Genomic DNA, 26,606 nt, shown 5'->3' with positions numbered 1-26,606 from the left:
ATCGCCTTCTGCTCGCTCCGGGCCGCCGACGTCCGCCTGCGACTCCTACCCGAGTAGGAGGCTTCACAACGGCCGAGGGCCGCTGTTTCCCAAGCGTTCAACTCCCGGAAGCCCGTTGCCCGTGGCCTCACTCGCGGTCGGCCATGGCCCACATCGCCCGTGTGCTACGCGCCCGCCGTCGGGCTCAGGTCCCCCGCGCCCAGGCCGGTCGTCCGGAAACTGGCCCGGAATGCCGCCGGCGTCACGCCCAGGTGTCGTACGAACGCCCGGCGGAGGGACTCGGGCGAGCCGAATCCCGTGCGCCGCGCCACGACGGCCATGGGGTCGTCACCGGTCTCCAGCATCGCCTGGGCGGCCTCCAGCCTGACCTGCTCCACGTACCGCCCCGGACTGGTGCCCACCTCGTCGTAGAACAGCCGCGTGATGTGGCGGACGCTGACGCCGGCCCTGCGGGCCATGGCCGTCAGGGAGTGGTTGCCGCCGGGGTTCTCCGCGACCGAGTCCAGGACCTCGCGGAGCATCTCCTGACGCGGGTGCGGCAGCCGGGAGCGGGCGCTGAACTGGGACTGGCCACCCGGTCGCTGCATGAAGACGACCATGTCCTTGGCGACCGCCCGGGCGACCTCCGCCCCGTAGTGCTCCTCGACGAGAGCCAAGGACAGGTCGATGCCGGCACTGACGCCGGCCGAGGTCATCATCTTCCCGTCGCGGACGAAGATGGCGTCCGGCTCGACCTTCACGGACGGGTAGCGCAGGCCCAGTTCCCGGGTCTGCCTCCAGTGCGTCGCCGCCCGCCGGCCGTCCAGCAGCCCTGCCGCGGCCAGCAGGAAGGCTCCCGTGCACACCGATGCCGTGCAGCGGGCCTTCTCGCTCAGTCCCCGTACGGCGTCCAGCAGGGCGTCGTCCTTGATCACGGTTTCCCATTCCGGGCCGCCCGGGACCACCAGGACGTCGCACGGCTCGTGCACGTCGGCGACGGACAGGTCGGCGCTCAAACGCGTCCCGGCGGCGGTGACCACCTCCGCGCCGTCCTCGGACACGACCTTGACGCGGTACGGTCCGCCCCATTCGTTCGCCGAGGCGAAGACTTCGATGGGGCCCGTCACGTCGAGCAGCCGCACCCCCGGGAAGACGAACACCAACACCGTGGGCGGACCCGCTCCAGGCTGCTTGTGAAACATGGGACACCTCCCGGTCATGCGCCGCGCGGACCGCGGACGCCGCGGTTCCCACCTGAGTCCCCTGAGTCACCTACGCCCCAAGGGCCCCAGGACGACGACGGCGGAACCGCCGCTCCCCCGTTTTCCACCTGCCATCGTGCGCCCGCGACCCGCACCGGTGCCACGACCTGCTTGCTCCCTCCTGGGAGGCACAACCTCCCAGACCGCGCACCGGTACCACGACCCTCGACGGGTGGAGCCCGGCGCCGCCCCGCCGTCTCATGCGGCGGGCGCCTGAGGGCTGCGGGCACCCAGCAGCGCAAGGCAGTTGACCCACAGCGGGCCGAGCTGCGCCGTGTTGTTGTAGAGCTTGGCGAACAGGACCCGGCCCTCGAGCTGTGCCACCACGGAGCGGGCGGCCGCGTGAGTGTCCGAGACGGTCACCTCGCCCCGCCGCAGGGCCTCGACGACGACCGACTCCACCATGCCGACCTGCGTTTCGAAGATCTTGCGCAGGCGATCGCGGACGGCTTCGGTCAGCTCGCCCGCCTCCACCGCGAAGTTGGCGAACATGCAGCCCGCGATGGTGCCGCAGTCCCGCTGTCCCTCACGCTGCTGGACGCTGGTGGCCTCGAAGAGCCTCCGCAACCGCGACAGGGGTTCCGCGTCGGGATCGAGGAGGCGGAGCCAGGCGCGTCGTTGCGCGTTCCAGTGCTCGTCGATGACGCTGAGCGCGAGGGCCTCCTTGGTGGCGAAGAAGTAGTGGAAACTGCCCCTGGGCACTTCTGCCGCCCTGCAGATCTCCGCCAGCCCCAGCGCCGAGTAGCCACGTTGGTCGAACAGCGCGTGAGCGGCGCTCAGAATCTTCTCCCTGGCACCACTGGTGCTTCCCATACGGAGAACTATACGACCGGTCGCCTATGAAATCCCCGTCCCCACCGCGGGACGTCCGGATGTGAGGGCCCGATGGCATGTCCTTCCGCTACTGCCCTCTCCCCCCGCCGTGTTGCACCTCATGGCACGGGACGAGGACGGACCACGCGAGGGCTGCGTCCGTCGCGTCCGAGCGCAGACGGACCCGGAAGGAACCTGCATGACCCCCACGCAGTACACCGACGGCTTCCGACCGGAGCTGGTCGTCATCCCTTGCGGCTCCCGCAAGTTGGACCACCGGGCCAGGGCGGCCGACCTGTACATCGGCAGCTACCACCGCGCGTGCCGGAAGGCCGCCGAGGCTCTGCAACCGGACCGGCTCGTGATCCTCTCCGCCCGGTACGGCCTGCTGGACCTCGACGACGAGATCGACCCGTACGACACCCCGCACGGGCACGCCGACGCGGTGACCGACGCAGTGCTCCGCGCCCAGGCGGAAGACCTCCGTATCGCCGCCGTCGACCCCGTCGTCATCCTCGGCGGCGCCCGTCACGTCGCGCTCGCCAAGGCCGTGTGGCCGCACGGCCTCACCCCGCTGAGCGGAACCAGGGGTATGGGTGAGCAATTCGCGCGCCTCGCGGCGATGGCACGCGCAGAAGCCACCCGACCCCCCGCCACGGCGAAGACACGCGATGCGCGGCGGACCGTGGCACTGCGCCGCCTCAACAGCTGATCGGGCCGGCCACGCCGGCGCGGCCGGCCCGGGGTCCCGGCGCTCCGGCCCCCGTGGGCCGTCAGCCGTCAGCCGTCAGCCGGAGACCGTGCGGCGGCCCACGCTCATGTACGTGAAGCCCAGCCCTGCCATGCCGGCCGGGTCCAGCACGTTCCTGCCGTCGAACACCAGCGGCCGGCGCATGACGTCCCTGGCCTGCTCCCAGGGCACTTCGGTCAGTTGGGGCCACTCGGTGACGATCAGCGCCGCGTCGGCCCCGGTCATCGCCTCCAGTAGGGAGGCGTGGCGGGTCGTCGACGACCACGGTTCGACGTCGCCGGGCTGCGCGAGGGGGTCCCAGGTCCGGACCGTGGCGCCCTCGGCCAGCAGCCGGGACGCGATGACCGTGCTGGGGGCCTCGCGCATGTCGTCGGTGCCGGCCTTGAAGGCCATGCCGAGCAGGGCGACCGTTGTGCCGCCCAGGCCGTCCAGCTCCGCCTTCAGCCGCTGGATCGCCCGCCGCGGCTGCAGGTCGTTGACCTCGATGACGGCGGTCAGCAGCTGGAAGGCGTAGCCGGCGTTGCTGGCCATCGCCCTCAGCGCCCGGGAGTCCTTGGGGAAGCAACTGCCGCCGTAGCCGAGGCCCGCCTGCATGAAGTACGGGCCCAGCCGGTGGTCCAGGCCGATCGCGCGGGTCACGTGCTCGATGTCGGCTCCGGTCGCCTCGCACATCGTCGCGATCTCGTTCGTGAACGTGATCTTCGTGGCGAGCAGGGCGTTCGCGGCGAGCTTGACCATCTCGGCGGAAGCGGTGTCCATCACCTCCACGGGGCCGTCGATGCCGTCGTGCAGGCTCCTGACCAGGTCGGCCGTGGCCGGGTCGTCCACGCCGATGACGATCCGGTCCGGGTGCAGGAAGTCTCCGACCGCCTTGCCCTCGGCGGTGAACTCCGGGTTCGAGGCGTAGCCGACGTGCGTCAGGCCGGCCGCGTCCAGCGCCGCACGCACCCGCACCGCGGTGCCCACCGGCACCGTGCTCTTGACCACGACCGCCGCCAGGTGCGACGCGGTCTTCAGCGCGTCGATCACCGACCACACCCGGGACAGGTCCGCGTCCCCCGACGCCGTGGGCGGGGTGTCCACGCAGACGTAGGCGACCTCGGCATCCCTGACGGCTTCCTCCGCGTCCAGGGTGAACGTCAGCCGTTCCTTGTTGCGGGCGATCAGGTCTCCCAGGCCGGGCTCGTAGATCGGCACGTCACCCGCCTCAAGGAGACGGATCCTCTCCGGCTGGATGTCACGGACCACGACGTCGTGACCCAGTTCGGCGAAGCAGGCCCCGGTCACCAGGCCGATGTAGCCGGCGCCGAAGATGCCGATACGACGTTGGGACAGCTGAGGCATGCGCGGCGTTCCGTTCTTTCTCGAGGCGAGCCCCGCGCCCGGGTGGGGCACTCGCTCCCGCTGGGACCGTGGCCGGGGGCCTGGGCCGGCGCCCTGGATCCCGTCCGGCTCTCCGGCTGGTGCCGGGCAGCATAGCCCCTCGCGGACGCCTGCCTGACGGGCCGTGAGACCGGGTACGAGCGTGGGGCGACCCGCTCGGGCCGCCCCACGGACATGAGCTCGGTGCCGGTCGTCAGTGCCGGCCGATGTCCTTGATCTTCTCCTTGGCCTGGCGCGCGTCGCCCTTGGCCTGCTCCATGCGGCCCTCGGCGGTCAGCCGCTCGTTGCCCACGGCCTCTCCAGCGGCCTCCTTGGCCTTGCCGACGGCCTGCTCGGTCTTCGCCTTGGCCTTCTCATTGGCGGCCATGCTGCTCACCTTCCCAGGTCTCGAGGTCATGTTCTGTGGCTTCGCCTGACCGCTGGGCGACGTCGCAAACACCACTCACGTCGTGCGCGGGAACCCGTGGACTGCCGGGCTTGAGCGGGGGTAGGCGGGTGATGCGCCGAGGGTGCAGGCTGGAGCGTACCGATGAGGAGGGTTGCCGAGATGCAGATCGCAGTGGCCGGTGGCAGTGTCGCGGCGACGCAGGAGCACGGCGCTGTGGACGCGCTTCCCGAGGTGCCGGGCAGTATGACGCCGCCCGAGATCCGGCAGGTCTCCAAGGTGATGTTCGCCCGGCTGCACGCCTTGGAGGAGGGCACAGCCGAGTACCAGTACGTACGCAACACGCTCATCGAGATGAACACCTCTCTGGTGCACTTCGCGGCCCGCCGGTTCTCCCAGCGCGCGGATCAGATGGAGGACATCGTGCAAGTGGGCACGATCGGCCTGATCAAGGCGGTCGACCGGTTCGATCCCGCCTACGGCGTGGAGTTCGTGACCTTCGCGGTGCCGACCATCGTGGGCGAGATGAAGCGGTTCTTCCGCGACACCAGCTGGTCGGTCCACGTGCCCCGGCGCCTGCAGGAACTCCGCATCGACCTGGCCAGGGCCACCGACGCCCTGGAAGCCGAGCTGGACCGGGCCCCGACGACGGCCGAACTGGCGACCCGCCTGCGGATCACCGAGGAGCAGGTGCTGGAGGCCCTCACGGCTGCCAACGCCTACTCGGCCGCCTCCCTCGACGCGCCGGCGACCGAGGACGACGACGGCAGTACCGCCTGGGCGGAGCGCCTCGGCTACGTCGACGGCGCTTACGGCAAGGTCGACGACATCGAGGCGGTCAAGCCCCTCATCCGGCAGCTGTCCGAGCGGGAACGGCTGATCCTCTCCCTCCGCTTCGGGCACGACATGACCCAGGCCGAGATCGGCGCCCACCTGGGCGTCTCGCAGATGCAGGTCTCCCGGCTCCTGTCGCGGATCCTCACCCGCCTGCGCGCCCAGGCTGCGACTCGTTGAGTCGACGGCACCCGGCTTTCACCTGCCGCCCCGGACCCCGTGGTGTCAGAGAGGCTGGAGCCGGCGGCGCAGGAGGCAGAATTCGTTGCCTTCCGGGTCGGCCAGGACGTGCCAGTTCTCGGTGCCGGTCTGGCCGACGTCGGCGGGCCGTGCGCCCAGCGCGAGCAAGCGCTCCAGCTCGGCGTCCTGGTCGCGGTCGACCGGGTTGACGTCGATGTGCAGCGGGAGCCTCCCGGCCCTCGGTTCGCTGCTGGGGCTGAGGATGAGGGTGGGCTGCGGGCCGCCGAAGCCCACGTCGGGCGGCCCGATCTCGATGCTTCCGTCGTCCTCCCGGCCGAGTTCGACGTAACCGAGGACCTCGCTCCAGAACGCGGCGAGTTTTTCGGCGTCGGTGGCGTGGATGACCAGCTCACTGATGCGGCATGCCATGCCCGGGAGTGTAGGCAGCCAAGGCGCACCGCGCGATCGTCTTCCGCTCGGTGGCCGCCGTGGATGCGAGCCGCGTCACCGCGAAAAAGCGTTCGCTTACTTTGCGGAGCAAGTAATCTTGAGGCATGTCTGACGTCATGCCGCAGCAGGAAGCAGCCCCCGAGGGAATCGCGTCCCTCAGCCCGGATGAAGAGGCGGTCGTCCGGTCGCTGCACCGCGTCATCTACGCCCTGCCCCGCGCCATGGATGCCGATCTGGTCCGCGAGCAGCGGCTTCCGCTGACCGAGTACATGGCCCTGATGCACCTGTCCGAGGCACCGGAGCGGCAGATGCGGATGAGCGATCTCGCCGTCGCCTGCGAGCGGTCGCTCAGCGGGATGACGCGGGCCGTGTACCGGCTGCAGAGCGAAGGGCTCGTCCAGCGCGTCAAGGACACCCAGGACGCCCGTGGCTGGAACGCGGTCCTCACCGACGCGGGCCTCGCCCGGCTGCGGGAGGCGTGGCCGACCAATCTGGCCTCCGTACGGCGTCGCTTCCTCGACCACCTCGACGGCCTGGACCTCAAGGCGCTCGCCGCGGCCCTGGCAAGGATCGCCTCCTGACGTGACCGCTCCGGTCGTCAGGTCCGCCCGGGCGGGGCGGTGACGGGCGCATGGTCCGAGGGCGGGAGCAGGCCGTGCAGGACAAGGGCGGAGAGCGCGTCGGCCATGGTGTTCCTGTCGTGCTCCGCCGTCGGGAGGTCGTCGGGGTTGAGCCGGTCGGCGATCGGGTCTTGCGCCAGGGCCAGCGCGGGGCCCGTGACGGCGAAGTACAGGATGTGCGGCGGGACGCGCGGCATGCGGCCCGCTGTCATGAGTCCGTCGACCGTCGGCTCGATGCTGTCCCAGAACGGCTTGATGAACCGCTGGTGGAGATAGTCCAGGCGACCGGAGTCCCGGGTCGACTCGTCGGTGAGCAACCGGTTCATGGCGGAGTCGTTCGCGGCGAGGCGGTACAGGTGGACGATGACGGCCCGTAGGCGTTCGCCGTCGTCGTGGCACTCGGCCAGGAGCCGGTCGAGCGCGGGCTGGGCGTCCCGCAGCGCGAAGTCCACCACCGCGCGCCAGAAGTCGCCCTTCGACCCGTACCGTTCGTGGACGAAGTTGTGGCTCACGCCGAGCCGCCGGGCCAACTCCCGCATGGTGGTGGCCGCGTAGCCGAGCTCGGCGAAGGTGTCCAGGCCCCGCCGGAGGATCTCGCTCTCGCGCAGCCGGACGGGGGCGTACTTTCCGCGCGCCGTCGCTGCCGGCGTCTGATCCGGTGTTCCGTCGGTCACTCTGGCATCGCTCCGTTCGGCGTCGGCCGGCCTGACGTCGATCGCACCCCCTCTCGGCCACCGCGCCGGTCATGCCCCCGGTACTGGCGCATCGCGCCTGGTGGGCGGCGCGCACGTCCCGAATCCCCTGGCGGGATGGCGAGGCGATCGCCGGTGATCCAAGTCTTCCATGCCGGTCACCGGCCGGGTGACCCCGGGACGGCCCCACCGGAAATTGCTTGACGCTTGTCAAGCTCGGGAGGATGCTTGACGCGTCAATCACTTCGGTGCTCTCGGGCACCGATGATCAGCTGAGGAGTGCCCCGTGTTCTTCGACAAGACCCGTGAGGCCGCATCTACCCCCGCCACTCCCACGTCCCTGGGACGCAAGAAGGTGCTGGGCGCCATGACCGGCCTCGCCGTCGCCGCCGCCCTGACCGCCGTGGCCGTCCCGGCCGCGGCCCAGAGCCCGGCACCGAACGCCGCCTCGGCAGGCCACGCGGCCCACCACCACTACCTCTCACCGCTGCAGGTCGCCTCGGCGTACTACGCCGGCTACAACGGCGACCTGGCCGCCGGATTCGACCGCTACATCTCCAAGGACCTGGTGCTCCACGGCTTCAACGGCCCTGAGAACCGGGACGACTGGATCAAGGGCGACCTCAACATCAAGGCCGGGCTCACCGGCTTCAAGATGACCGTCCTGGACCAGATCGTGGAGGGCGACAAGGTCGTCACCCGCTGGAGCTTCGCGGGTCGCCACACCGGCACGGTCTTCGGCATCCCCGCCTCCGGCCGCGACGTCCAGCTCAGCGGCATCTCCATCGACCGCGTCATCCACGGCCAGTCCGTCGAGCACTGGTCGGAAGGCAACTTCGGGGTGTTCCTGGACGAACTCCGCGGTGGGACGCCTCCCGGCACCGCTCACCCCACCACCAAGTAGCGCTCGCACGGCCGGCCTCACCAGGCCGCGGCACGCACCCCCGGCACAACGCCGGGGGACGGACCCCCGGGCGCACCGCCCCCAGCGAGCGCCCGGGGCCACGGCATCGCACACACCCACCCGCACACCGCACACCGCACCGACCAGGAGCACTCCCATGACACCTCTTCTTGACGGCAAGATCGTGCTGATCACCGGCACCGGCGGAGGCATGGGCCGCGTCGCGGCCCAGGTGTTCGCCAGAGAAGGCGCCAAGGTCGTCGGAGCCGACATCAACCCGGGCGCCAACGAGGAGACAACCGAACTCGTCCGCCGCGCTGGCGGCGAGATGACCGGCATCGCTCCGGTCGACCTCACCGACCCGGAGCAGGTGCGGCACCTCGTCGAAGGTGCCACGGCCGCCTACGGCGGGCTCGACGTCGTCTACAACAACGCCGCCTCGTTGCGTTTCGGCCCGCTGCCCGACTTCTCCGTCGAGGACTGGCACGCCACCATCACCGGCGAACTCGACATCCCCTTCTTCGTCTCGGAATTCGCCTGGCCCCACCTGGTGCGCCGCGGGGGCGGCGTCATCATCAACGTCGCCTCCATGGCCGGCATGATCGCCGGGGAGAACCCCCCGATGGTCGGGCACACCGCGGCCAACGCCGGCGTCATCGGCATGACCCGGCAACTCGCGCTCGAAGGCGCCCCGCACGGGATCCGCGCGGTGGCCATCAGCCCCGGCCCGGTCCTGACCCCCGCCAGCGACCGCGACCTCGGCGACAACCGGGCCGCCCGCGACGCGATCACCGGCAAGACCCTCCTCAAGCGCTTCGCCCGACCCGAGGAGGTCGTCGAACTCGCCGCCTTCCTCGCCTCCGACCGAGCCTCCTACATCACCGGGGCGAACTACGCCGTCGACGGCGGCGCCAGCGCCTGGTGACGGAGCACACCCGGCCCCACCCTGAAGCTCCGGGGTGGGGCGGGACACGCACATGCCCGGTCCGCGGCCCGCAGCGGGCGGTCAGCGGATGGCCCGTACGGACTCAGGCGGTGTGCCAGCGGACGCCGGTCAGCTGCTGCGAGCGCTCCCACAGACGGCGTCCGAGTTCCGGGTCCTGCGCCGCCGCCGACAGCTGCACGGTGACGGGATGCCCGGATCGTCCGCCCTTGCCGTCAGGTCCGATGTAGGAGCCGGCGGCGAGATCGGGCTCGGTCGCCGCGTAGAGCTGGGGCAGAGCTCCCATCTCCGGACTCTGCGCGAAGAGCCTGCCGGACACGCGCATCGCGATCCCCATGGGCCCGGTGCCCTTGCTCTGCATCGGCGTGTTGCTGTAGCCGGGGTGCGCGAGAACGCTGGTGATCGACGGCGCCGACGACCGCTCGCGCCGGGCGAGCTCCACGCCGAAGACCGCGTTGGCCAGCTTCGATGCCGAGTAGGCGGCGAGGGGCGTGTACTTCCGCGACCACGCGACGTCGTCCAGGTCGAGTTCCCCCTTCTCGTGCATGTACGACGTCACGGTGACCACCCGCGGCGCCGGCGACCGGCGCAGCACCGGCTCCAGCAGCGCCGTGAGGGCGAAGTGGCCGAGGTGGTTCGCGGCGAGGTGGCGCTCTGCGCCCTGCGCGGTCACGGAGTGCTCGACCATGGAGATGCCCGCGTTGTTGACCAGTACGTCGACGGACTCCTCCTCGCCGATCTCCTCCGCCGCCCGGCGGATCGAGTCCACGTCCAGCAGATCGACCCGGCGCACCGCGACCTCGGCCCCGGGATACGCCCTGCGCAGCGAGGACGCCACCGCTTCTCCCCGTGCGGTGTCACGGACGGCGAGCAGTACCCGGCCGCCGTGCGCGGCGAGTTCGCGCGCCGTCACCAGACCGAGACCGCTGGTCGCGCCCGTCACGACGAAGGTGCGGCCTTCCTGTGGGGCGATGCGGTCAGCGGTCCATCCCTTGCTGGAGCCTGTCGGCATCTTTGATCTCGCATTCTTCTTGACACGGTCCCGGTCACCCCGCGCCGGCAGGTCCGGGGCCGTGCAAGAAGCTAAACCTTTCCATTAGTGTGAAGGTCAAGTGGCGACGGCGGTCGCCCGCGGTGCGACGGTGGGGTGCACCGTCCGTACGGATGCCCAGCCAAGGAGGGCGATGTGAAGATCGGGGACCTGGCCGCGAAGACGGGTGTCGCGCCGCGGCTGCTGCGCTACTACGAGGAGGTCGGCATCCTCCACCCCTTCCGGAGCGCCAATGGATACCGCAGCTACGGCGAGCCCGCCATCGACCGCGTCCTGCAGATCCGCGAACTCCTCGAAGCCGGCCTGACGACGGAGATGATCCGCGAGGTCCTGCCCTGCCTCGACGCCGCGAAGGAGGAGACGGACGTCCGGTCCTGCCCGGCGGCGAAGGACCTGGACGGACTGCGACGTCAGCTCGGCAGCATCGAGCGACGCATCGAGGTGCTGCAGCGCAACCGGCACGCGATCAAGGCGTACCTGCGCGCCTGGGAGGACGCCGGTGCGGGTGCCGCGACGCCCGCGGCCCCTGAGGAGGTTGCGGGCGCACTCGCGGAGTGACCGGCGGCGACATGCCGCGAACCGCCGCCGACGATGTCTCCAGGGCCTCCGTGTCAGTGGTCGCGCCTAGGGTGCCGGACATGATCACCGGCAGAGCGCCGGGCTGTTCGGATCCTCGTGGGGGCTGGGATGTTCTGGCGGAACAAGAAGCCGGAAGAGCGGGCTCAGTGGGAGCTTGATCCGCTGGTGGGGGTGGGTCCGCTGGGGTTCGGGATGAGTCCCGACCAGGTCGCGGCCGCGTTGGACGGGGCGGACGTCCACGTGTCGCGGAGCAGGGGAGGCATCCTGTCCTGGCAGCGGTACGGGGACCTGGGGGTGAACGCGATCTACGGGCCGGGGACGCGGCTGGTCGCCGTCGCGATCCAGGCGCACGACGGTCCGCGGGTGCGGCTGCGGGACGTGGAACTGATCGCCCGAGCCCCGTCCGAGGTGCGCGCGGGCATCCACGATCTCGCCCGTGGCGAGGGGGTGGAGGTCCGGGTGAACTGGAGCGGTGATCCCGAGGTCGCCGCGTGGGGCGTGTCCATGGGCACCGCGCCGGAGTGGGGGCAGGATCCGCAGGGGTACGCGGTGCGGAGGGACGCGGTGATCACCGACGCTCTGCTCGTCGGCCCGGAGCCGGCCGCGGACCCGTACGGGGCCGATCCGGTCATCCAGTGGTGGGACGTCCGCGAACGGGAGACGAACCCGGGTGCATGGCCGGTGAGGGCCGACCAGGACAGACCGCACTGGGACTTCACTCCGCTGGAGAGCGTCGGTCCGCTCCGGTTCGGGATGCTCCCGCAGCAGGTCGTGGCCGCCTTGGGCGGCGAGGTACCGGCCGGGCGGCAGGGCCACTATCCGTGGCCGGTCCACAAGAAGGCCGGGCATTGGTACCTGGGTGAGGACCGGTTTCACGACGCCGGGGTGACCGCACACTACTGGCACCAAGAGGGGTACCCCACCTTGGCGGCCGTGACCGTGCACGGACGCACCGGCCCCCAGGTCACCTTCGCCGGAATGGAGTTGATCGGCAGGACGCTGTCCGCGGTCGACACGGACCTGACCCGGTACATCGAGAAACAACGGATCGACCTGCTCATCGGCTGCGGCGGCGACCTGGGACCGGACGGGGCCCATATGTACGTGCGGGCCGCCAGAGCCGGGGACACCGTGGTCAGCGAGGCCCGGTTCTTCGTGGAGGACTGGGACGACCACTGATGCCCCACGAGGCGCCGTCCTGCCCGGCGGCGAAGGAGCTGGCCGGACATCCGCACCGCTTGCCCGCGAACACTTCGTCACGGCGTCGGCAGCTCGAACCGCCGACGCCGTGACGGAATGCCGACCCGGCGGATGCACCGGCGACGTCAGTCGTCGCGCCCGACGCCGCGATCGGGCGCGCTCATGTCCCCCGTGCCGGGCGTGCCGTCGGCGAGCCCGTAGCGCAGGTACACGGTGCCGGTCGGGCCGGCCGCCGGCGGCTGGAGGAGGGTGACGTTCGTGGGCACCGCGCCGCCGTCGAACACCTTCTTCCCGACGCCGAGCACGATCGGGTGCACCCACAGGTCGAGACGGTCGAAGAGCTTCTCGCGCAGGAGGGTCTGCACCAGGTTCAGGCTCCCGACGACCTTCACGTGCTCGTGCCGGTCACGGATCTCGCGCACCGCGCCGGCCAGCTCCGGACCGAGTTGCGTGGACCCGGCCCACGAGAGGTCGGGCCTGCCCCGGGAGGCCACGTACTTCGGGACGCTGTTGAAGAGCGTGGCGATCTCGCCGTCCTCGCCGTCCTTCTGGTGCGGCCAGTAGGCGGCGAAGATGTCGTACGTCCGCCGGCCGAGCAGCAGGGCGTCCGTGCCCTCGTACGCGGCACCGACCTGCGCCCCGGACACCTCGTCCAGCAGGGGCGCCTGCCAGCCGCCGAACGGGAACCCCTCCGGGTCCTCGTCGGGGCCACCGGGCGCCTGTCCGACGAGGTCGAGGGTCGCGAACATTTCGATGTGGATGAGGCCCATGTCTGACTTCCGATGCCTTGGTCGTCTCGGTCGGGAGGTAGACCGCTGGGCGCCTGGGAACTCATCGCTGCGACGGCATCCGGCTTCGTGCGCCTGCGGGCGGCAGCCGGGCGGAGTCCGGCCGGTCGTCGGCACGGGCACGACGAGGCCCCCGGTCGGGATTCATGACCTGCTGCCGGTCGAGTGCGTGGCCGGTCGCCTTGACATCGCCTCTTCCGGCCGCGGTCACGCCGTCTCGGCGTACCGCTCCCCCGCGTACGCGCGCAGCACCGGGACGACCGCCTCCGCGCCCCCGGGCAGGCGGTCCAGCCGGTCCAGGACGTAGGCCCGGTGGCCGTCGGACAGGTGGCTGGGGTGGTCGCCCGCGTGCGTGCCCGGCAACGGCCACACCGTGAGGCAGGGGCGGGGGTCGGGGCCGTACGGCCGCCGCCCGACCGTGACGGTGGCTATCTGCGACCACCGGAAGTACCTCTCCTCGCCGGACACTTCGCGCATGCCGATGCCGTCGGCCCCGATCCGCAGCCGCAGCGGCTTGCGCCAGCGGACGTAGGAGAAGCGCGTCTGGATCCAGAGGACGAGCGCCGCGAGCGCCGACAGCGTGACGGGGATGCCGGTTCCGGCTTCGTAGTCGGCCTGCTCGGGGTGGTGGAGGAAGTACACGTCGAGCGACACGAACACCGCGCTGCACAGCAGTGCCAGCCCGGCCCGGACGACCGTCCGCCGGCCGGCGCCCTCGTCGGCCGTGAAGGCCCGCTCCCCGCCGGGGACGGTCCGTTCGGGTCCGGCGACGGTCACCGGGATCGGCGGTCGCACGGCGCGCGGCGCGGTCTCGAAGCGGGCGCCGCCGTGCTCGGCGAGCGCGGCGGTGAGCTGCGGGACGCTCTGGTCGAGGTCGGCGCAGTCCACCAGGGTGTAGCGGTTCCGGACGTCCCTGGTGCGGTCCTGCTTGCGCGGCAGCGTCACACCCGGCGCCGTCCAGAGCAGCAGCCGCGGCTCGGGGGGCGTGGTGTCGCTGTCCGCCGCCGAATCGTGCCACAGGGCGACCGCGTCGATCTGTTCCCAGGACAGTTCGGCGTCGTGCAGCGTGATCCCGACTCCGTCGATCCGCAGCCGGAACGGCCGCCGCGCCCTGTGCAGTTCCCTCCACCCGTACCAGACCGCCGGCGCGGCCGGGATGCCCACGGACGCCGGGCCGGAGACGTTGCCGCCCTGGGTGCCGATCAGCCACACGAGCGCGCCCGTCAGGGCGACGAGCCCCCAGCCCGTCCATCGCCTGCCGCGTCTTCCCACCGTCTGCTCGACCGTGAACTCCACTGCTCCGTACCCCCCTTGTCGTTCACCGACGGCACCATGATGCGGCCCTTCACCGGCACCCCGGGCCCCGGGAATGGGCCGGTTGCCCTTCCGTGACGCCCCTGGGACACCGGCTCCTTCCCGCCCGCCCCTCGCCACCGCCCGTTCACCGTCCGGTCGCCCCGCGGTGGGCACGTCCGCCGGGTCCCCTCGCGCCGGCCGGCGCAGACGGATGCGACGCGCCACGGTCGCCGTCGTTCACGCCCCCTCGGCGCCCTCCCCGATGAGGTCTGCCGGCGAGGCGGCGACCTCGTTCCAGAAGCCGATCATCATGCGCTCGAACCGCAACCCCACCTCCACCGTGGCCCGCTGGGGCGAGCCCGCGGGCAGCAGTCCGGAGGTGACGAGCTGCCGGTACTCCGCGAGTTGGCCCTCGTGGGCCTGGATCTGCTCCGCGGCGAGTCGGCTGATCGCGTCCACCGTGTCCGCATCGCCGGGAGCGTCGGCGTCACAGGCCTGCGGCTGGAAGTACAGCCTCAGCAGCCCCTCGTCGTGGATCTCGGTGACCGCCCGCGTCGGGGCGGCGAGCCATCGGCACAGCTCCCGTCGCCCCTCGTCGGTGAGTGACAGCGTGCGGCGATGGCGGCCGCCCTCTTCCTGGTGCTCGACGACCAGTCCGCGCCGCACCAGGCGTCCGGCCTCCGCGTACAGCTGCGAGCGGGGGAAGACCCAGAAGTACCCGATGCTCTGGCGGATCCTCTGGTCGAGTTGATAGGGGGTCGCGCCGTCTTGCCTGCTCAGCAGGCCGAGCACGACGTAGGCACTGACCGGCAGCGCGGTCGGCATCGCTGTCTCCCGATTCGGACCATCTGGATCTCAACATTCCGGGCATAACCGTCCATACCGTACCGTGGAATGTGACGGTTGAGAGGGACCGACACGATCGGCGCAAGCCGCACCGATGGACGCCTCACGGGGCGCGATGACGGCCGGGTGTTCGCCCGGTACCCACTCCCCCATCCAGCAGGAGGCACTTTCGTGAGCACCACCCTGTTCGAGCCCATGACCCTCCGGTCACTGACCGTTCCGAACCGGATCTGGATGGCCGCCATGTGCCGGTCCGCCGCCCCACCGGACGGCGACCAGGCGGGCGTGCCGGACGACGGGCACTTCGCTCACCTGGCGGCGCGGGCCACCGGCGGCACCGGGCTCATCCTCACCGAACCCATCGCGGTCAGCCCCGAGGGCCGGACCGGCCCGTACGACCTCGGCATCTGGAACGACACCCAGGGCGCGGCCTTCCGGCGGATCACCGCCTTCCTGAAGTCCCAGGGCACCGTGCCCGGCATCCAGCTCGCCGCCGGGCACAGGGACGCCACCGAGGGGACCTGGGTCGACCGCAGGTTCCCCGGCGCCCCCGGCAGGCAGTACGGCTGGGCACCCGGCCGTCCCACCGCCGTCCCGTTCGGCACCGGCTCCACCACACCGGAACAGCTCACCACCGAGCAGATCGGCCGGATCGTGGCGGACTTCGCCGACGCCGCCCGACGCGCCCTGGACGCCGGCTTCCAGGTCGCCGAGATCCACGGCGTCCACGGATACCTCATCGACCGGTTCCTCTCCCCGCACACCAACCGCCGCACCGACGGCTACGGCGGAGACTTCGAGGGCCGCGCCCGCTTCGCCCTGGAGGCCGTCGACGCCGTACGCGCCGTCTGGCCCGCCGACCTGCCGGTCTTCTTCCGCATGTCCGACCCCGACTGGCCGGAGGAGATCACCGACGACACCCTCCGCCTGGCCAAGGAGTTGCGGGCCCGGGGCGTGGACCTGATGGACGTCTCCACCGGCGGCGACCGCGTCCGCAACCAGACCGGCATGCCCGTCGCCGCCGTCGGCCCTCTCATCGACCCGGCCCAGGCACAGGCCGTCGTCCGCTCCGGCAAGGCCGACGCCGTCCTCCTCGGCCAGGAGTTGCTGCGCGACCCGTACTGGGCGCTCCGCGCGGCCACCGTGCTGGGCGGGAAGGTCAACACCCGCCGGTACCAGGCCGCGTAGGTCACGAGTCGACGCCGGGACGCACATCCGACCGCATCACCGTCCGGCGAACCGCCACGTCCCCGGCGTCACACCTCCAGGCCCCGCAACCGCCTGGCCTGCACCTTCGCCACTCCTCATCCCCATCCCGATTTCCCGGAGAGGAAACCATGCACAACAGCCCCCTGTTCGATCCCGTCCAGCTCGGCGCCCTGCCCTTGTCCAACCGCTTCGTCATGCCCCCGATGACGCGCAGCCGCTCCTTGCCGGACGGCAGCCCCGGCCCCTCCGCGCCGCTGTACTACACCCAGCGCGCCTCGGCCGGACTGATCATCACGGAGGGCACCGTCGTCTCGGCCGAAGGTGTCGGCGGCCCCGGCATTCCGGGCCTGTGGAGCGACGCCCAGGTCCAGGGGTGGAAGCGCGTCACCGACGCGGTGCACGCCGCGGGGAGCACCATCGTCACGCAGCTGTGGCACACCGGCCGCGCCTCGCACCCCGTCTTCCAGCCCGACGGCAAGACCCCGGTCGGCCCCTCCCCCATCGCGATCGACGGCCTGGTCTTCACCGACGAGGGCCGCGTGCCGTTCGTGACGCCGCGACCGCTGGAGATCGACGAGATCCAGGCCGTCGTCGCCCAGTTCGCCCAGGCCGGCACGAACGCGCTGGCGGCCGGCTTCGACGGCGTGGAGGTCCACGCGGCCAACGGCTACCTGATCGACCAGTTCCTCCAGGACAGCGCCAACCGGCGCACGGACCGCTACGGCGGGAGCGTCGAGAACCGCGCGCGCCTGCTGCTGGAGGTGGTCGACGCCCTGATCGAGACGGTGGGGGCGGACCGGATCGGCGTCCGCATATCCCCGAGCAGCGTCTTCCAGGACATGGCCGACTCCGATCCCGAGGCCCTGTTCGGCTACGTCGTGGACGAGCTCGCCGCTCGCGACCTCGCGTACCTGCACCTGGTGGAGCCGGGCATCATCGGCAACGACGACTCCACGGCCGAGCGCCGGCCGGCCGACACCATCGACAGCGCCTGGGCCCGCAAGCGCTACCCGGGCCGCTTGATCGCGACCGGCGGCTACGCGCGCGAGGAGGCCCTGCGCGCCGTGGAGAACGGCACCGTCGACGCCGTCGGCTTCGGGCGCGACTTCATCGCCAACCCCGACCTGCCGGAGCGCCTGGCCCGCGACGCGGAGCTGCGCGAGGCGCTGCGGCCCACCTTCTTCGGCGGTGACGACCGCGGCTACCTCGACTACCCCTCCCTCGAGGCCGAGCGCCTCCTCGCCGAACTGCGCGAGGGACGCCTCGAGCCGGTGCCCGGCCTGGAGCTGAACTCCGCGACTCCCCTGGACACCTGGCACCTGGCCTGGGCCCAGCAGCAGCACAGCGCCGCCCTGGACTGACCCGGGCGGATCCCACCCGGACGGGGCACCCAGCGCGGCGCGCCCCGTCCGGGTCCCGGGTGCCGGCACCGGGTCCCCCAGCCTTACGACGCCTGGCTCAGCTTCTTGAGCTGGGCGTCGATGAGCTGCCGGGGAACCTCGGTGGGTGTGCCGTTGACGCCGAAGAGGTTCGAGGCGAACGTCGTTACGGTCGTTCCGCTCCGGACCACCACGTAGGAGAAGACGACGGAATGCGCGGGGCCCACGTCGTCCGCGGGCATGTCCAGCGTCATGCGGTACGAGAGCGCGTCGTCCTCCAGCGAAGGATCCGGCAGCTTGCGGATGTGCGAGTACGTCCAGCCGGTGGCCGAGGACTCGGGCGGCGCGAACTTCGTGCAGGTGTCCAGCGCACCGCGCAGTTCCGTCATCACCTTGACCGACTCCTGCTGCCGGTAGGAGTTGAGCGCCACCGTCGTGGACGACCTGTCGCCCTCATCGGACGTGCGACCGACGATCTTCGCGACCTGCCACACGGGCTGGTACCCGCCGACGAACGCGGTCATGTCGTTGAGGGGCTTGCACTGCGCGGGGGCGGGAGCAACCGGGCTCACCACCGGCTGACCGGCCCCCACGTCGCCCACCATGGGCCCGACGCTGAATCCGTCGACGTCCCCCGACTCCAGAGCGGTCCGCTCCAGTTCCCGATGACCCAGGACTTCCGCAGGTGCCGCAGCCTGCCTCTCGGGGCGCGAGTCCCCCGCACCGTCCCCGTCCCCGTGCCCGCAACCGACAACGGCCACGGTCAGCACGCACACCGCCGCGGCTGCCCGCGACACCTCTCTACCCACGTTCCCCACCCGGTTCCGAAGGCCCACCGGCACGGAGCGGCAGTCCCGCGGCACCGGCGATGAACGGCGCATCCTCCCATGCGGGTAGCGCCACAGCAACAAGATCCACACCGGAAGTAGAAAGACCGTTCTATGCTGTGGGCATGTCGAACGCTACGCACGCATCCGCGCCGGTCCGCCGGTCCGAGGCCCGTGAACGGCTGCTGAGCACGGCGAGCCGGCTCTTCTACGGTGAGGGCATCCGGGCCGTGGGGGTGGACCGCGTCATGGCGGAGGCCGACGTCGCCCGGGGCACCTTCTACCGGCATTTCGCAGGCAAGGACGACTTGGTGCGCGCCTACCTCGAGGCGACGGATCGGCAGATCCGGGACCGGATCACCGCGGCGGAGGCAGGCATCGGTTCTCCCTCCGGCTTCCTCGCCGCCGTGGCGCACGGCATCGGTGAGGAGGTGTGCGGCGCCGGGTTCCGGGGCTGTCCGTTCATCAATGCCACGGCCGAGTACCCGGACCCCGAAAGCCCCGTCCACCAGGCGGTGCTGCGACACCGCGCCTGGTTCCGTCAGGTGCTGCGGGACGCCTTCCAGCGGCTCGGGGCAGCCGATCCCGCACGGTCCGCCGACGCCATGGTGGCCATGCGGGACGGTGCGATGGTGGCCGGCTACCTCGGCGACGCCCGGACCGCGGGCGCCGTCCTGGAGCACGGGGTCGCCGTGCTCATGGCCGCGGCCTGAGTCCGGCTCCTGCGCGCGGCTACCGACCCCCTCCCATAGGCGCCGGGAGGAGGCCGGGGGCGGAGGTGGGTCAGCGCGCGGTCGCGGCCTTCTCGACGAGGCGCGTCACGGCCTTGGGATCGGTCAGGTGGACCGCGTGCGGGCCGTCGACCTCGATGGTGTGGGCGTGGGCGCGCGACGCCATGAAGCGCTCGGCGGCGGGGGGTATCGTCCGGTCGCCGCGGGCGACGAGGTACCAGGAGGGGATGGTCTTCCAGGCCGGAGTCCCGGCAGAGGGCTCGCTGACGGCCTGCGCGGTGACGGGGCGCTGCGTGGCGGCGAGCGCGGCGGCCCTGCTCTTGCCGACGCGGTTGCTGAGGAAGACGTCGCGGAACTTGTCGGGCTTGATGTAGAGGTCGACGCCGGTGGCGCCGTCGGCCTGGGTGAAGGGCACCGCGTTCAGGGCCGTGGGCAGGGGGGCGTCGGGGTCGTCGCTGAGGTGGCTTCCGGGGAACTTGCCCACCAGGTCCGTGATGCTCTCGCCCTTGTCGGGCGCGAAGGCGGCGACGTACACGAGGGCCTTGACGTTGGGGTTGCCGGTGGCGGCGTTGGTGATGACCGCGCCGCCGTAGGAGTGGCCCACCAGGACGACCGGGCCGTTGATCGTCTTGAGGTAGTCGGCCAGGTAGGCGGCGTCGCTGCCCAGACCGCGCAGCGGCGTGGCGGGGGCGGTGACCGCGTAGCCGTCGGCCTGCAGGCGCTTGGCCACGCCGCTCCAGCCGGCGGAGTCCGCCCAGGCACCGTGGACGAGGACGACGGTCGGCCTGGGCTTCGGCTCGCCTGCCGGCTTGGCGTGATGGTCCTGGGTGGCCGAGGCTGTCGTGGCCAGTCCGGCGGCCAGGGCGAGGCCGGCCGCGCTGACGACGGCGAGACGGACGGGGCGAACGGGACGACGGTGGGACATCGCTACTCCTTCAGTGATGCGGGCGACGGGCGCGAGTAGATAGAACGTTCTATCCACGCAACTTAATGCGCGACGTCCACCGGGGGCAATCAGGAGCCGGGAGTGGTGGGTCACATCACGGAGCGTGCGCGGCGCGGGCTCGGCTGCCGCAGGCTCCGCACTTGCTTGTCCTCAGGCGAGGACTTATCTTTGTCCACACCTGAGGACATCACGTCCTCACTGCTCACAGCGGCAGAAAGGCCGGCCTTGCCATGCCCATCCCGGTACGTCACCTCGGTCCCGCGAAACTCGCCGTCGGCGCAGTCGGCTACGGCGCCATGAGCTACGCCAACCCCTACGGACAGTCCGGCTACGACCCCGACCGGGCCGCTCGGGAGATCGTCGGCCGCGCGCTCGAGATCGGCGTCACGCTCTTCGACACCGCCGAGGGCTACGGCGACAGCGAGGAGATCCTCGGCCGGGCGATCGCCGGTCGCCGCGACGACCTCGTGCTCGCCACCAAGTTCGGCATCGTTTCGGGTCCGTTCGGCGGGGCGGAGGCACGGATGGACGGGAGCCGCGGCTACATCCGCGAGGCCGTCGAACGCTCCCTCAAGAAGCTGGGCACCGACCACATCGACCTCTACTACCAGCACCGTGTCGATCCCCGGACGCCGATCGAGGAAACCGTCGGCGCGATGGCCGAACTCGTCGCCGAGGGAAAGGTCCTGCATCTCGGCCTCTCCGAGGCCGCACCGGACACCCTGCGTCGCGCCGCGGCCGTACACCCGATCACGGCGCTGCAGACGGAATGGTCGCTGTGGGAGCGCGGAATCGAATCCGAGATCCTGCCGCTGTGCCGGGAACTGGGCATCAGCATCGTTCCCTACAGCCCGTTGGGCCGCGGCGCGCTGACCGGCACCATCACCTCACGGGACAGTCTGGCGGAGAACGACCACCGCCGCGGCCTGCCCTGGTATTCGGAAGCGAATTTCGACCGCAACATGCGGACGGTCCAGGCGGTTCGCGGCATCGCCGAGCAGCACGAGGCGACGCCGGGGCAGGTGGCCCTCGCCTGGCTGCTGGCCAAGGCCCCGGACGTCACCCCCATCCCGGGTACCCGCCGGGTCGCGTTCATGGCCGAGAACGCCTCGGCCGCCGAGCTGTCCCTGTCCTCGGAGCAGTTCGCCACCCTCGATGCCCTCACCGTCACGGGGGACCGGGAGGCGGCCTCCGCGATGACCGCGACCAACTGGTTCAACGGCGTCACGCCGCCGGCGCGGCACTGACCGGTCGCCGGCACCTGTCGCTCGGCGCAGGACGACGACCCGGTCGTCGATCCCGGTCTGCAGGTACACGGCATCACAGGGCTACGCGGCGTCGACGCCTCGGTCATGCCCGTCATACCTCGTGCCGTAGTGCCTCGGACCAGGAACCGAACTGTTGCGGCCGACGTCCCTCGCACCATGACTTCTGACGAGCAGCAAGGGCACGCGAGCCACGACGGGCGCACCTCGCAGTCCGCCGTGACGGTGGATCCGCCGAAGGTCAACGACTACACCAGCTTCGCCGAGGCGTACACGAGCGAGAACGAATCCAACCTCATCAATGCCTACTACGAGCGTCCCGCGATGCTGGCCCTCGCCGGGGACGTGGCCGGCCGGCGGATCCTCGACGCCGGCTGCGGCGCCGGGGCCCTGTCCACGGCGCTGCGTGACCGTGGCGCCCTCGTGAGCGGCTTCGACGCGAGTTCCGGGATGCTGGAGCTGGCCCGGCGTCGGCTCGGCGAGGGTGCGGACCTGCAGGTGACCGACCTGGGCAGTCCCCTTCCCTACGCCGACGACACGTTCGACGACGTCGTCGCGTCCCTGGTGCTGCACTACCTGGAGGACTGGGGGCCGGCGCTGGCCGAGCTGCGGCGCGTACTCAAGCCCGGCGGTCGGCTGATCGCGTCCGTCGACCATCCCTTCGCCATCGCCACCATGCACCGCGAGGCCGGCCGCTCGGCCGAGCACGGCTATTTCGACACCACCGCCTGGACCGACGAGTGGACCTTGGGCGGCCAGACCGCCCTGATGCGTCTTTGGCACAGACCGCTGCACGCGATGACCGATGCGTTCACCGCGGCAGGCTTCCGGATCACGGCCATCAGCGAGCCTGATCCCGACCCCGCCGCCCGTGAGCTGTTCCCCGAGGCCATCGCGGCCCAGCCCCGCTTCCTCTGCTTCCTGTTCTTCGTCCTGCAAGCGGACTAGACATACTGATTACGAGCGTTGTTGACACCGGTCCGGGCTTGATCAAAGCGAAGACCTCCGGTGTGGTGGAGCTGTCTAGGACTGCACCACACGGAGGTCTTCGTGTCCCACCGTAATACCCGGCTGACCGTTCACGGCAGGCGGCTGCTGGTCGAGCGTGTCTGCGCGGGTCGCCAGGTCGCGCATGTGGCCGCCGAAATGGGCATCTCCCGCGCCACGGCCCACAAATGCGTCCGCCGCCGGCGAGCCGAGGGCGAGGCAGGCCTTGACGACCGCTCCAGCCGGCTCCGCACCACACCGCATCGAACCCCGGCGGCCGTCGAAGCCCGGGTCTGCCGGCTCCGCCAGACCCGCAAACTCGGCCCCGCACGCCTCGGCCCGATCCTGGGCATGCCCGCCTCCACCGTGCACCGGATCCTCACCCGCCACGGCCTGAACCGGCTGGCCCACCTGGACCGGCCCACCGGCCAGGTCATCCGCCGCTACGAACACGACCGCCCAGGCGAACTCATCCACATCGACGTCAAGAAACTCGGCCGGATCCCCGACGGCGGCGGCCACAAGGTCCTCGGCCGCCAGGCCGCCCGCCCCCGACGCGGCAGCATGGGCTTCGACTACGTCCACTCCGCCCCGGCACGCGACCACGCCTCAAGCCCACACCGCCCTGACCACGGCATGGCCTGCTGCAGCCGCCCGCCCATAGAACCCTAGGAGGCCCCTGTGACAATCGAGGAACTCCTGCCTGACCTGTGCCTCGTCCCAGCCGGCCCAGACGAGCTTGGTACCGGCGACGTTCCACAGCTCGTCGAACGGGACACGTGCGAGGAAGCCTGCGGCCTGTGATACCCCAGGCGGCTCCAGAATCCCCAGGGGCGGGTTGGAGGGGTCGGCATCGGCGCTGTGCGCCACTGGCCGCCCGCCGTAAATCGGCAGTTCCCAAGAGTCGTCGGCATCCGCATCGAGAACATCGGCAGCGGCATAGAGGTCATTGACGGAGCCCCAGACCTTGTCGATCGACTCGGCGATGCCGGCTGCGTACTCGTCGGGGTGGTTCTCCCAAGCCTCCCACATGAACGCTGCAAGCCAGGTGTGGTCGTCCCGGATCTCGGATTCTGCGACGGCGCGCATGTGCATGTGGATGCTCACCGCGATGAGTCCTCCCAGTTCGGCGGCCCGCCTGTCGGGCCGAACGGAGAGAACCTACTTGTCGGCACTGACGGCGCGATGCCCGTCTCTTAACGCCGGGATGCCCGACTCTGCCAGGACGCCCTCCGACACCCGGGCGTCGTGTGTCGTCGAAATCGACCACTGCGGACCGGTGCACATCCGTACGGACGTCCGCAACAGGCCCCTAGTACTGCGGTGCCAAGGTGCGCAGGACGTCGAACTCGTTGCCCTCGGGGTCTGCCATGACCACCCAGTTCCGGCCTGGGCCCTGGCCCACGTCCACCTTGACGGCGCCGAGAGCGAGCAATCTGGTCACCTCGTCCTCGGTGCTGCCGTCGATCGGGCTGACGTCGAGGTGAAGCCGGTTCTTGACGGCCTTGTCCTCGGGCACACGGATGAACACCAGGGTGGGCGGCATCTGGCGGGCCCGGACGTCCTCGACGGTCGGCACCCAAGAGCCGATCTCGACCTTGCCCTCGCTCCGGTCGACAACCTTGAAGTCCAGGACCTCGCACCAGAAGGCCGCGAGCCTCTCCGGATCGTGGCAGTCAACGGTCAACTCGGTGAACCTGCTTGTCATGCTTCTCCCAGATAGTGCGGACGGGACCCAGCGTAGGTCGCCCGCCCGACGGATCCGAGATCTTTTTGCACAGGGACATCGGACGGGCTTGATCCGGCGGAAACCCCTGCCCGGTTGGAAGGAGCTGTGGAGCCCGATGTGGGCGCTGCTACGGTGGCCCGATGGCATCGATCAAGCACATCCAAGTCACCTTCGACTGCGCGGAACCTGAGCGCGTCGCCCGCTTTTGGTGCGAGGTGCTGGGATACGTCGCACCGACGCCACCGGAGGGGTTTGCCACTTGGGACGATTTCAACCGCACGCTGCCGCCCGAGGATCGGGGTGCGTGGTTCGCCTGCAGCGATCCCTCAGGTGTGGGCCCACGACTGTACTTTCAGCGCGTTCCCGAAGGGAAGGTCGTCAAGAACCGGGTGCATCTCGACGTGCGGGTCGGCACCGGACTCGTGGGCGAGGAGCGCCTGGCCACGCTTGAGGCCGAATGCGCACGCCTGGTCGCGCTCGGCGCGGTGTGCGTGAAGGTGCTGCATGCCGATGAGGACAACGAGTCCTGCATCGTGATGCAGGACGTCGAGGGCAACGAGTTCTGTCTCGACTGAGCCTCGACCCAGCGTCCTCCGGTGACGGCCCCGAGGTGGCCGCTGACGCGTTCAGCGGCCGGGCTCGGGTGCGACGGCGACGGCGTCGAGCGCCTTGTGGAGGAGGGGGATCAGGTCCTCGGTCTCCGGCTGGTTGAGCTGTGTGTTGCCGAGGATCAGGCGCGTGAGCAGGACGCCTGAGCAGATGGCGACCAGGAGGGCGGCGCGCCCGGCGGTCCGCTCGCCGGGCAGGGCGCCGGCCAGGACATGCTGGTAGTTCTGTTCGATGACGCCCCGCATGATCTCCGCCGCCCGCGGGTTCGCCGCGGAACGCAGGGTCAGCAGCAGCCCTTCCACGGCGGACTGATCGGAGTCGAGGAGCAGCGCGCGGGCCGCCTCGGCGTTCAGCTCGGGCGTCATCATCAGCGACTTCTGGTACGCCAGGTCGACGACTTCCGCGAAGAGCTTCTCCTTGGACCCGAAGTAGCGACCGATCAGCCGGGGATCCACTCCCACGGCGCCGGCGATCTCCCGCACACCCGCGCCGTCGTAGCCGTGCTCGACGAAGAGTCGCCGGGCGGCCTGGAGGATCGCCGCCCTGGTCGCGGCGGCGTCCCTGCGTCGGGTGGCGGCCGGCTGGCCACCGTCGTCGTCATGCATGCGGCCAGGATACGGAGTGCCCAGGCGTCCACCGCGTGCGGACATCCACGATCGTGGACATGGCTTTTCCGAGGATCCACGGTCGGGCGTCACGGGACGGCCGGCTGTCCGGTCTCACCGTATGCAGGCTGACCCGGGGCCGGAAGTCCGTGCCGGTGCCCGGGCCGCCTCCACCCCGGCACGGGGACCCGCGCTCCGGGCTCCGCGCGAGGCAGAGTTCGTGCGAGCCCGGCGGAGCGGCCGGACGCCCGCCCCACGGCGGTGGGGCGGGGGTCCGGTCCTGAGGTCCCGCGGGGCGGCCATCCGTCCACGTCGATCCGGCGAACCGGCGAACCGGCCGAGCATGCCTCCGTCAGCCGCTCACTTGGGCCGACGTCGGCCTGGTGCGGTTCCGCCGAAGGCGTGGAGGTCGTGATCTTGCCGGCGGGGGTCGACTGGCTGGCATCCTGTCGCCATGACGGCAGACGGCGTGGGTCAGTATCGGGCGGGCGAGACAGCGCTGATCGTCAAGGTGCCCGAGGCCGAGCCGGTCGTGGGCAGCTGGCGTGAGCGGTTCGACGCCTCGGTGGGGGCCGGGGTCCCGGCGCATGTATCGGTGCTCTATCCGTTTCTGAGCCAGGACCGCGTCGGTGATCAGGTCTTGGATGTCCTGGCTGAACTCTTCGGATCCCACAGTGCTTTTGACCTTCGTTTCCGGAGGTGCGGTCGCTTCCCTGGGGTGCTCTACCTCGCCCCGGAGTCGGACGATCAGTTCCGGGCGCTCACCCTGGCCGTCGCTGACCGGTGGCCGGAGGCGCCGCCGTATGGGGGCCGGTTTGCCGAGGTCGTTCCCCATCTGACGGTGGCGCATGGCCAGGAGCCGAGTGTGTTGGACGCCGTTGAGGCCGATCTGGCGAATCGGCTACCGCTCACGACACACGTCCGTTCGGTCCAGTTGCTGGTCTTCGATGGCAAGGTGTGGCGTGAACGGGCGGACTTCGCCCTGCGTGCGCCACGGGTCGATGCCGGTCGGGCGGCTTTGAGCAGGCTGCCGTCGTAGGTCCACCTGCCCACCGGACTGCCCTCCGGCTCACCCGAAGACGCCCTGGACTGCGCCTGCCTCCTCTGTCTCGGCGGCGACCTGACCCCGCGCTTGACCCCTCGGCGCTTCCTCACCGGTGCCGGGTCGTCGGTCTACCTGTGGCGCTGTCTGATGTTCAGTGGGCCAGGGCCGAGCCGTTGTGCTTCCGGACCACGCCCACAGGCGAGGTGGCCGCCGGCGCGGCCTCGGTGAGGTCGACTCGGGGCGCCCTGCTGGTGTTTCCACCAGTGGGTTTCCCCGAGCCGCCTCCCGAACCCGGCGTGCCCGTCTCCGGGCACCGGG

Annotated in this window: 29 protein-coding genes and 2 pseudogenes; 16 read left to right on the top strand and 15 right to left on the bottom strand. The window is 70.9% G+C overall.

What is annotated here, in order from left to right:
- Window positions 1-164: 164 nt before the first annotated feature.
- Both ACFV3E_RS39210 and ACFV3E_RS39205 read right to left on the bottom strand, forming a co-directional pair.
- Complete coding sequence (locus ACFV3E_RS39210) at window positions 165-1,181, bottom strand: GlxA family transcriptional regulator (RefSeq protein ID WP_500540177.1); 1,017 nt, start codon at window positions 1,179-1,181, stop codon at window positions 165-167.
- Window positions 1,182-1,439: 258 nt separating this feature from the next.
- The gene (locus ACFV3E_RS39205; RefSeq protein WP_500540175.1) at window positions 1,440-2,054 is read right to left on the bottom strand and encodes a TetR/AcrR family transcriptional regulator; all 615 of its coding nucleotides are present in this window, start codon (window positions 2,052-2,054) and stop codon (window positions 1,440-1,442) included.
- 199 nt (window positions 2,055-2,253) lie between these two features.
- Between ACFV3E_RS39205 and ACFV3E_RS39200 the strand changes: the two genes are divergently transcribed.
- Window positions 2,254-2,766, top strand: a complete 513-nt coding sequence (locus ACFV3E_RS39200) for a DUF6884 domain-containing protein (protein WP_500540173.1) — start codon at window positions 2,254-2,256, stop codon at window positions 2,764-2,766.
- Window positions 2,767-2,841: 75 nt separating this feature from the next.
- On the opposite strand, the gene ACFV3E_RS39195 is transcribed toward ACFV3E_RS39200, so the two are convergent.
- On the bottom strand, window positions 2,842-4,149 hold the full coding sequence (locus tag ACFV3E_RS39195; RefSeq protein ID WP_500540171.1) for a UDP-glucose dehydrogenase family protein: 1,308 nt from the start codon (window positions 4,147-4,149) through the stop codon (window positions 2,842-2,844).
- A gap of 232 nt (window positions 4,150-4,381) precedes the next feature.
- On the bottom strand, window positions 4,382-4,555 hold the full coding sequence (locus tag ACFV3E_RS39190) for a CsbD family protein (protein WP_499509936.1): 174 nt from the start codon (window positions 4,553-4,555) through the stop codon (window positions 4,382-4,384).
- Between the two features lie 180 nt (window positions 4,556-4,735).
- On the opposite strand from ACFV3E_RS39190, the gene ACFV3E_RS39185 reads away from it, so the two are divergent.
- On the top strand, window positions 4,736-5,587 hold the full coding sequence (locus ACFV3E_RS39185; protein ID WP_500540169.1) for an RNA polymerase sigma factor SigF: 852 nt from the start codon (window positions 4,736-4,738) through the stop codon (window positions 5,585-5,587).
- Window positions 5,588-5,632: 45 nt separating this feature from the next.
- Here the strand turns inward: ACFV3E_RS39185 and ACFV3E_RS39180 are convergent, their stop codons facing one another.
- Complete coding sequence (locus ACFV3E_RS39180) at window positions 5,633-6,016, bottom strand: VOC family protein (protein ID WP_500540167.1); 384 nt, start codon at window positions 6,014-6,016, stop codon at window positions 5,633-5,635.
- A gap of 125 nt (window positions 6,017-6,141) precedes the next feature.
- Here ACFV3E_RS39180 and ACFV3E_RS39175 point away from each other — a divergent pair, with 125 nt between their 5' ends.
- The gene (locus tag ACFV3E_RS39175; protein ID WP_500540165.1) at window positions 6,142-6,618 is read left to right on the top strand and encodes a MarR family winged helix-turn-helix transcriptional regulator; all 477 of its coding nucleotides are present in this window, start codon (window positions 6,142-6,144) and stop codon (window positions 6,616-6,618) included.
- A gap of 17 nt (window positions 6,619-6,635) precedes the next feature.
- Here the strand turns inward: ACFV3E_RS39175 and ACFV3E_RS39170 are convergent, their stop codons facing one another.
- A complete protein-coding gene (locus tag ACFV3E_RS39170) occupies window positions 6,636-7,331 on the bottom strand; it encodes a TetR/AcrR family transcriptional regulator (RefSeq protein WP_500540163.1) in 696 nt (231 codons plus the stop codon).
- A 304-nt stretch (window positions 7,332-7,635) separates the two neighbouring features.
- Here ACFV3E_RS39170 and ACFV3E_RS39165 point away from each other — a divergent pair, with 304 nt between their 5' ends.
- Together ACFV3E_RS39165 and ACFV3E_RS39160 are read left to right on the top strand one after the other, a co-directional pair.
- Complete coding sequence (locus tag ACFV3E_RS39165) at window positions 7,636-8,253, top strand: ester cyclase (protein ID WP_500540161.1); 618 nt, start codon at window positions 7,636-7,638, stop codon at window positions 8,251-8,253.
- A 157-nt stretch (window positions 8,254-8,410) separates the two neighbouring features.
- A complete protein-coding gene (locus ACFV3E_RS39160; protein WP_500540159.1) occupies window positions 8,411-9,178 on the top strand; it encodes an SDR family NAD(P)-dependent oxidoreductase in 768 nt (255 codons plus the stop codon).
- 103 nt (window positions 9,179-9,281) lie between these two features.
- Here the strand turns inward: ACFV3E_RS39160 and ACFV3E_RS39155 are convergent, their stop codons facing one another.
- The gene (locus ACFV3E_RS39155; protein ID WP_500540157.1) at window positions 9,282-10,208 is read right to left on the bottom strand and encodes an oxidoreductase; all 927 of its coding nucleotides are present in this window, start codon (window positions 10,206-10,208) and stop codon (window positions 9,282-9,284) included.
- Between the two features lie 174 nt (window positions 10,209-10,382).
- On the opposite strand from ACFV3E_RS39155, the gene ACFV3E_RS39150 reads away from it, so the two are divergent.
- Both ACFV3E_RS39150 and ACFV3E_RS39145 read left to right on the top strand, forming a co-directional pair.
- On the top strand, window positions 10,383-10,805 hold the full coding sequence (locus ACFV3E_RS39150) for a MerR family transcriptional regulator (protein WP_500540155.1): 423 nt from the start codon (window positions 10,383-10,385) through the stop codon (window positions 10,803-10,805).
- Between the two features lie 213 nt (window positions 10,806-11,018).
- A complete protein-coding gene (locus tag ACFV3E_RS39145) occupies window positions 11,019-12,005 on the top strand; it encodes a hypothetical protein (RefSeq protein WP_500540153.1) in 987 nt (328 codons plus the stop codon).
- Window positions 12,006-12,151: 146 nt separating this feature from the next.
- Here ACFV3E_RS39145 and ACFV3E_RS39140 read toward each other — a convergent pair whose 3' ends face one another.
- From ACFV3E_RS39140 to ACFV3E_RS39130, 3 genes are all read right to left on the bottom strand, one after another.
- Window positions 12,152-12,796 carry a dihydrofolate reductase family protein gene (locus ACFV3E_RS39140; RefSeq protein ID WP_500540151.1) on the bottom strand — a complete coding sequence of 215 codons (645 nt, stop codon included), beginning with the start codon at window positions 12,794-12,796 and terminating at the stop codon, window positions 12,152-12,154.
- Between the two features lie 225 nt (window positions 12,797-13,021).
- Window positions 13,022-14,110 carry a hypothetical protein gene (locus ACFV3E_RS39135; RefSeq protein WP_500540149.1) on the bottom strand — a complete coding sequence of 363 codons (1,089 nt, stop codon included), beginning with the start codon at window positions 14,108-14,110 and terminating at the stop codon, window positions 13,022-13,024.
- 237 nt (window positions 14,111-14,347) lie between these two features.
- The gene (locus ACFV3E_RS39130) at window positions 14,348-14,935 is read right to left on the bottom strand and encodes a PadR family transcriptional regulator (protein WP_500540147.1); all 588 of its coding nucleotides are present in this window, start codon (window positions 14,933-14,935) and stop codon (window positions 14,348-14,350) included.
- 216 nt (window positions 14,936-15,151) lie between these two features.
- On the opposite strand from ACFV3E_RS39130, the gene ACFV3E_RS39125 reads away from it, so the two are divergent.
- Both ACFV3E_RS39125 and ACFV3E_RS39120 read left to right on the top strand, forming a co-directional pair.
- A complete protein-coding gene (locus ACFV3E_RS39125) occupies window positions 15,152-16,144 on the top strand; it encodes an oxidoreductase (protein WP_500540237.1) in 993 nt (330 codons plus the stop codon).
- Between the two features lie 149 nt (window positions 16,145-16,293).
- Window positions 16,294-17,526 (top strand): alkene reductase, encoded by a 1,233-nt coding sequence (locus tag ACFV3E_RS39120; RefSeq protein WP_500540145.1) that lies wholly within the window; start codon window positions 16,294-16,296, stop codon window positions 17,524-17,526.
- Window positions 17,527-17,609: 83 nt separating this feature from the next.
- Here the strand turns inward: ACFV3E_RS39120 and ACFV3E_RS39115 are convergent, their stop codons facing one another.
- Window positions 17,610-18,149 carry a hypothetical protein gene (locus ACFV3E_RS39115; protein WP_500540143.1) on the bottom strand — a complete coding sequence of 180 codons (540 nt, stop codon included), beginning with the start codon at window positions 18,147-18,149 and terminating at the stop codon, window positions 17,610-17,612.
- Window positions 18,150-18,496: 347 nt separating this feature from the next.
- Here ACFV3E_RS39115 and ACFV3E_RS39110 point away from each other — a divergent pair, with 347 nt between their 5' ends.
- Entirely contained in the window at window positions 18,497-19,084 is a 588-nt protein-coding gene (locus ACFV3E_RS39110; RefSeq protein ID WP_500540141.1) for a TetR/AcrR family transcriptional regulator, read from the top strand.
- A gap of 70 nt (window positions 19,085-19,154) precedes the next feature.
- Here the strand turns inward: ACFV3E_RS39110 and ACFV3E_RS39105 are convergent, their stop codons facing one another.
- The gene (locus ACFV3E_RS39105; RefSeq protein WP_500540139.1) at window positions 19,155-20,027 is read right to left on the bottom strand and encodes an alpha/beta fold hydrolase; all 873 of its coding nucleotides are present in this window, start codon (window positions 20,025-20,027) and stop codon (window positions 19,155-19,157) included.
- Window positions 20,028-20,278: 251 nt separating this feature from the next.
- On the opposite strand from ACFV3E_RS39105, the gene ACFV3E_RS39100 reads away from it, so the two are divergent.
- The 4 genes and pseudogenes from ACFV3E_RS39100 to ACFV3E_RS39085 all read left to right on the top strand — a co-directional run.
- Window positions 20,279-21,295: an aldo/keto reductase gene (locus ACFV3E_RS39100; protein WP_500540137.1), complete on the top strand. Its 1,017-nt coding sequence runs from the start codon at window positions 20,279-20,281 to the stop codon at window positions 21,293-21,295.
- A gap of 18 nt (window positions 21,296-21,313) precedes the next feature.
- Window positions 21,314-21,409: pseudogene (locus ACFV3E_RS39095) on the top strand (GMC oxidoreductase); the annotation flags it as partial.
- 63 nt (window positions 21,410-21,472) lie between these two features.
- Window positions 21,473-22,261: a class I SAM-dependent methyltransferase gene (locus tag ACFV3E_RS39090; protein ID WP_500540135.1), complete on the top strand. Its 789-nt coding sequence runs from the start codon at window positions 21,473-21,475 to the stop codon at window positions 22,259-22,261.
- Window positions 22,262-22,363: 102 nt separating this feature from the next.
- Window positions 22,364-22,909, top strand: a pseudogene (locus tag ACFV3E_RS39085) (leucine zipper domain-containing protein); the annotation flags it as partial.
- On the opposite strand, the gene ACFV3E_RS39080 reads toward ACFV3E_RS39085, so the two are convergent.
- Together ACFV3E_RS39080 and ACFV3E_RS39075 are read right to left on the bottom strand one after the other, a co-directional pair.
- Window positions 22,910-23,407, bottom strand: a complete 498-nt coding sequence (locus ACFV3E_RS39080) for a DUF1877 family protein (RefSeq protein ID WP_500540133.1) — start codon at window positions 23,405-23,407, stop codon at window positions 22,910-22,912.
- Between the two features lie 205 nt (window positions 23,408-23,612).
- Window positions 23,613-24,008, bottom strand: a complete 396-nt coding sequence (locus tag ACFV3E_RS39075; RefSeq protein WP_500540131.1) for a VOC family protein — start codon at window positions 24,006-24,008, stop codon at window positions 23,613-23,615.
- Window positions 24,009-24,169: 161 nt separating this feature from the next.
- Between ACFV3E_RS39075 and ACFV3E_RS39070 the strand changes: the two genes are divergently transcribed.
- A complete protein-coding gene (locus tag ACFV3E_RS39070) occupies window positions 24,170-24,604 on the top strand; it encodes a VOC family protein (protein ID WP_500540129.1) in 435 nt (144 codons plus the stop codon).
- 51 nt (window positions 24,605-24,655) lie between these two features.
- Here ACFV3E_RS39070 and ACFV3E_RS39065 read toward each other — a convergent pair whose 3' ends face one another.
- Window positions 24,656-25,243, bottom strand: coding sequence for a TetR/AcrR family transcriptional regulator (locus tag ACFV3E_RS39065; protein WP_500540127.1), 588 nt, complete (start codon window positions 25,241-25,243; stop codon window positions 24,656-24,658).
- A 454-nt stretch (window positions 25,244-25,697) separates the two neighbouring features.
- Between ACFV3E_RS39065 and ACFV3E_RS39060 the strand changes: the two genes are divergently transcribed.
- On the top strand, window positions 25,698-26,282 hold the full coding sequence (locus ACFV3E_RS39060) for a 2'-5' RNA ligase family protein (protein ID WP_500540125.1): 585 nt from the start codon (window positions 25,698-25,700) through the stop codon (window positions 26,280-26,282).
- Window positions 26,283-26,606: the final 324 nt, after the last annotated feature.

It is taken from the genome of Streptomyces sp. NPDC059718 (assembly GCF_042733315.1).
In the GTDB taxonomy this organism is placed as follows: Bacteria; Actinomycetota; Actinomycetes; order Streptomycetales; family Streptomycetaceae; genus Actinacidiphila.
Note: the sequence above shows the minus strand (reverse complement) of the source record. Positions and strands in the feature narration are given on the sequence as shown.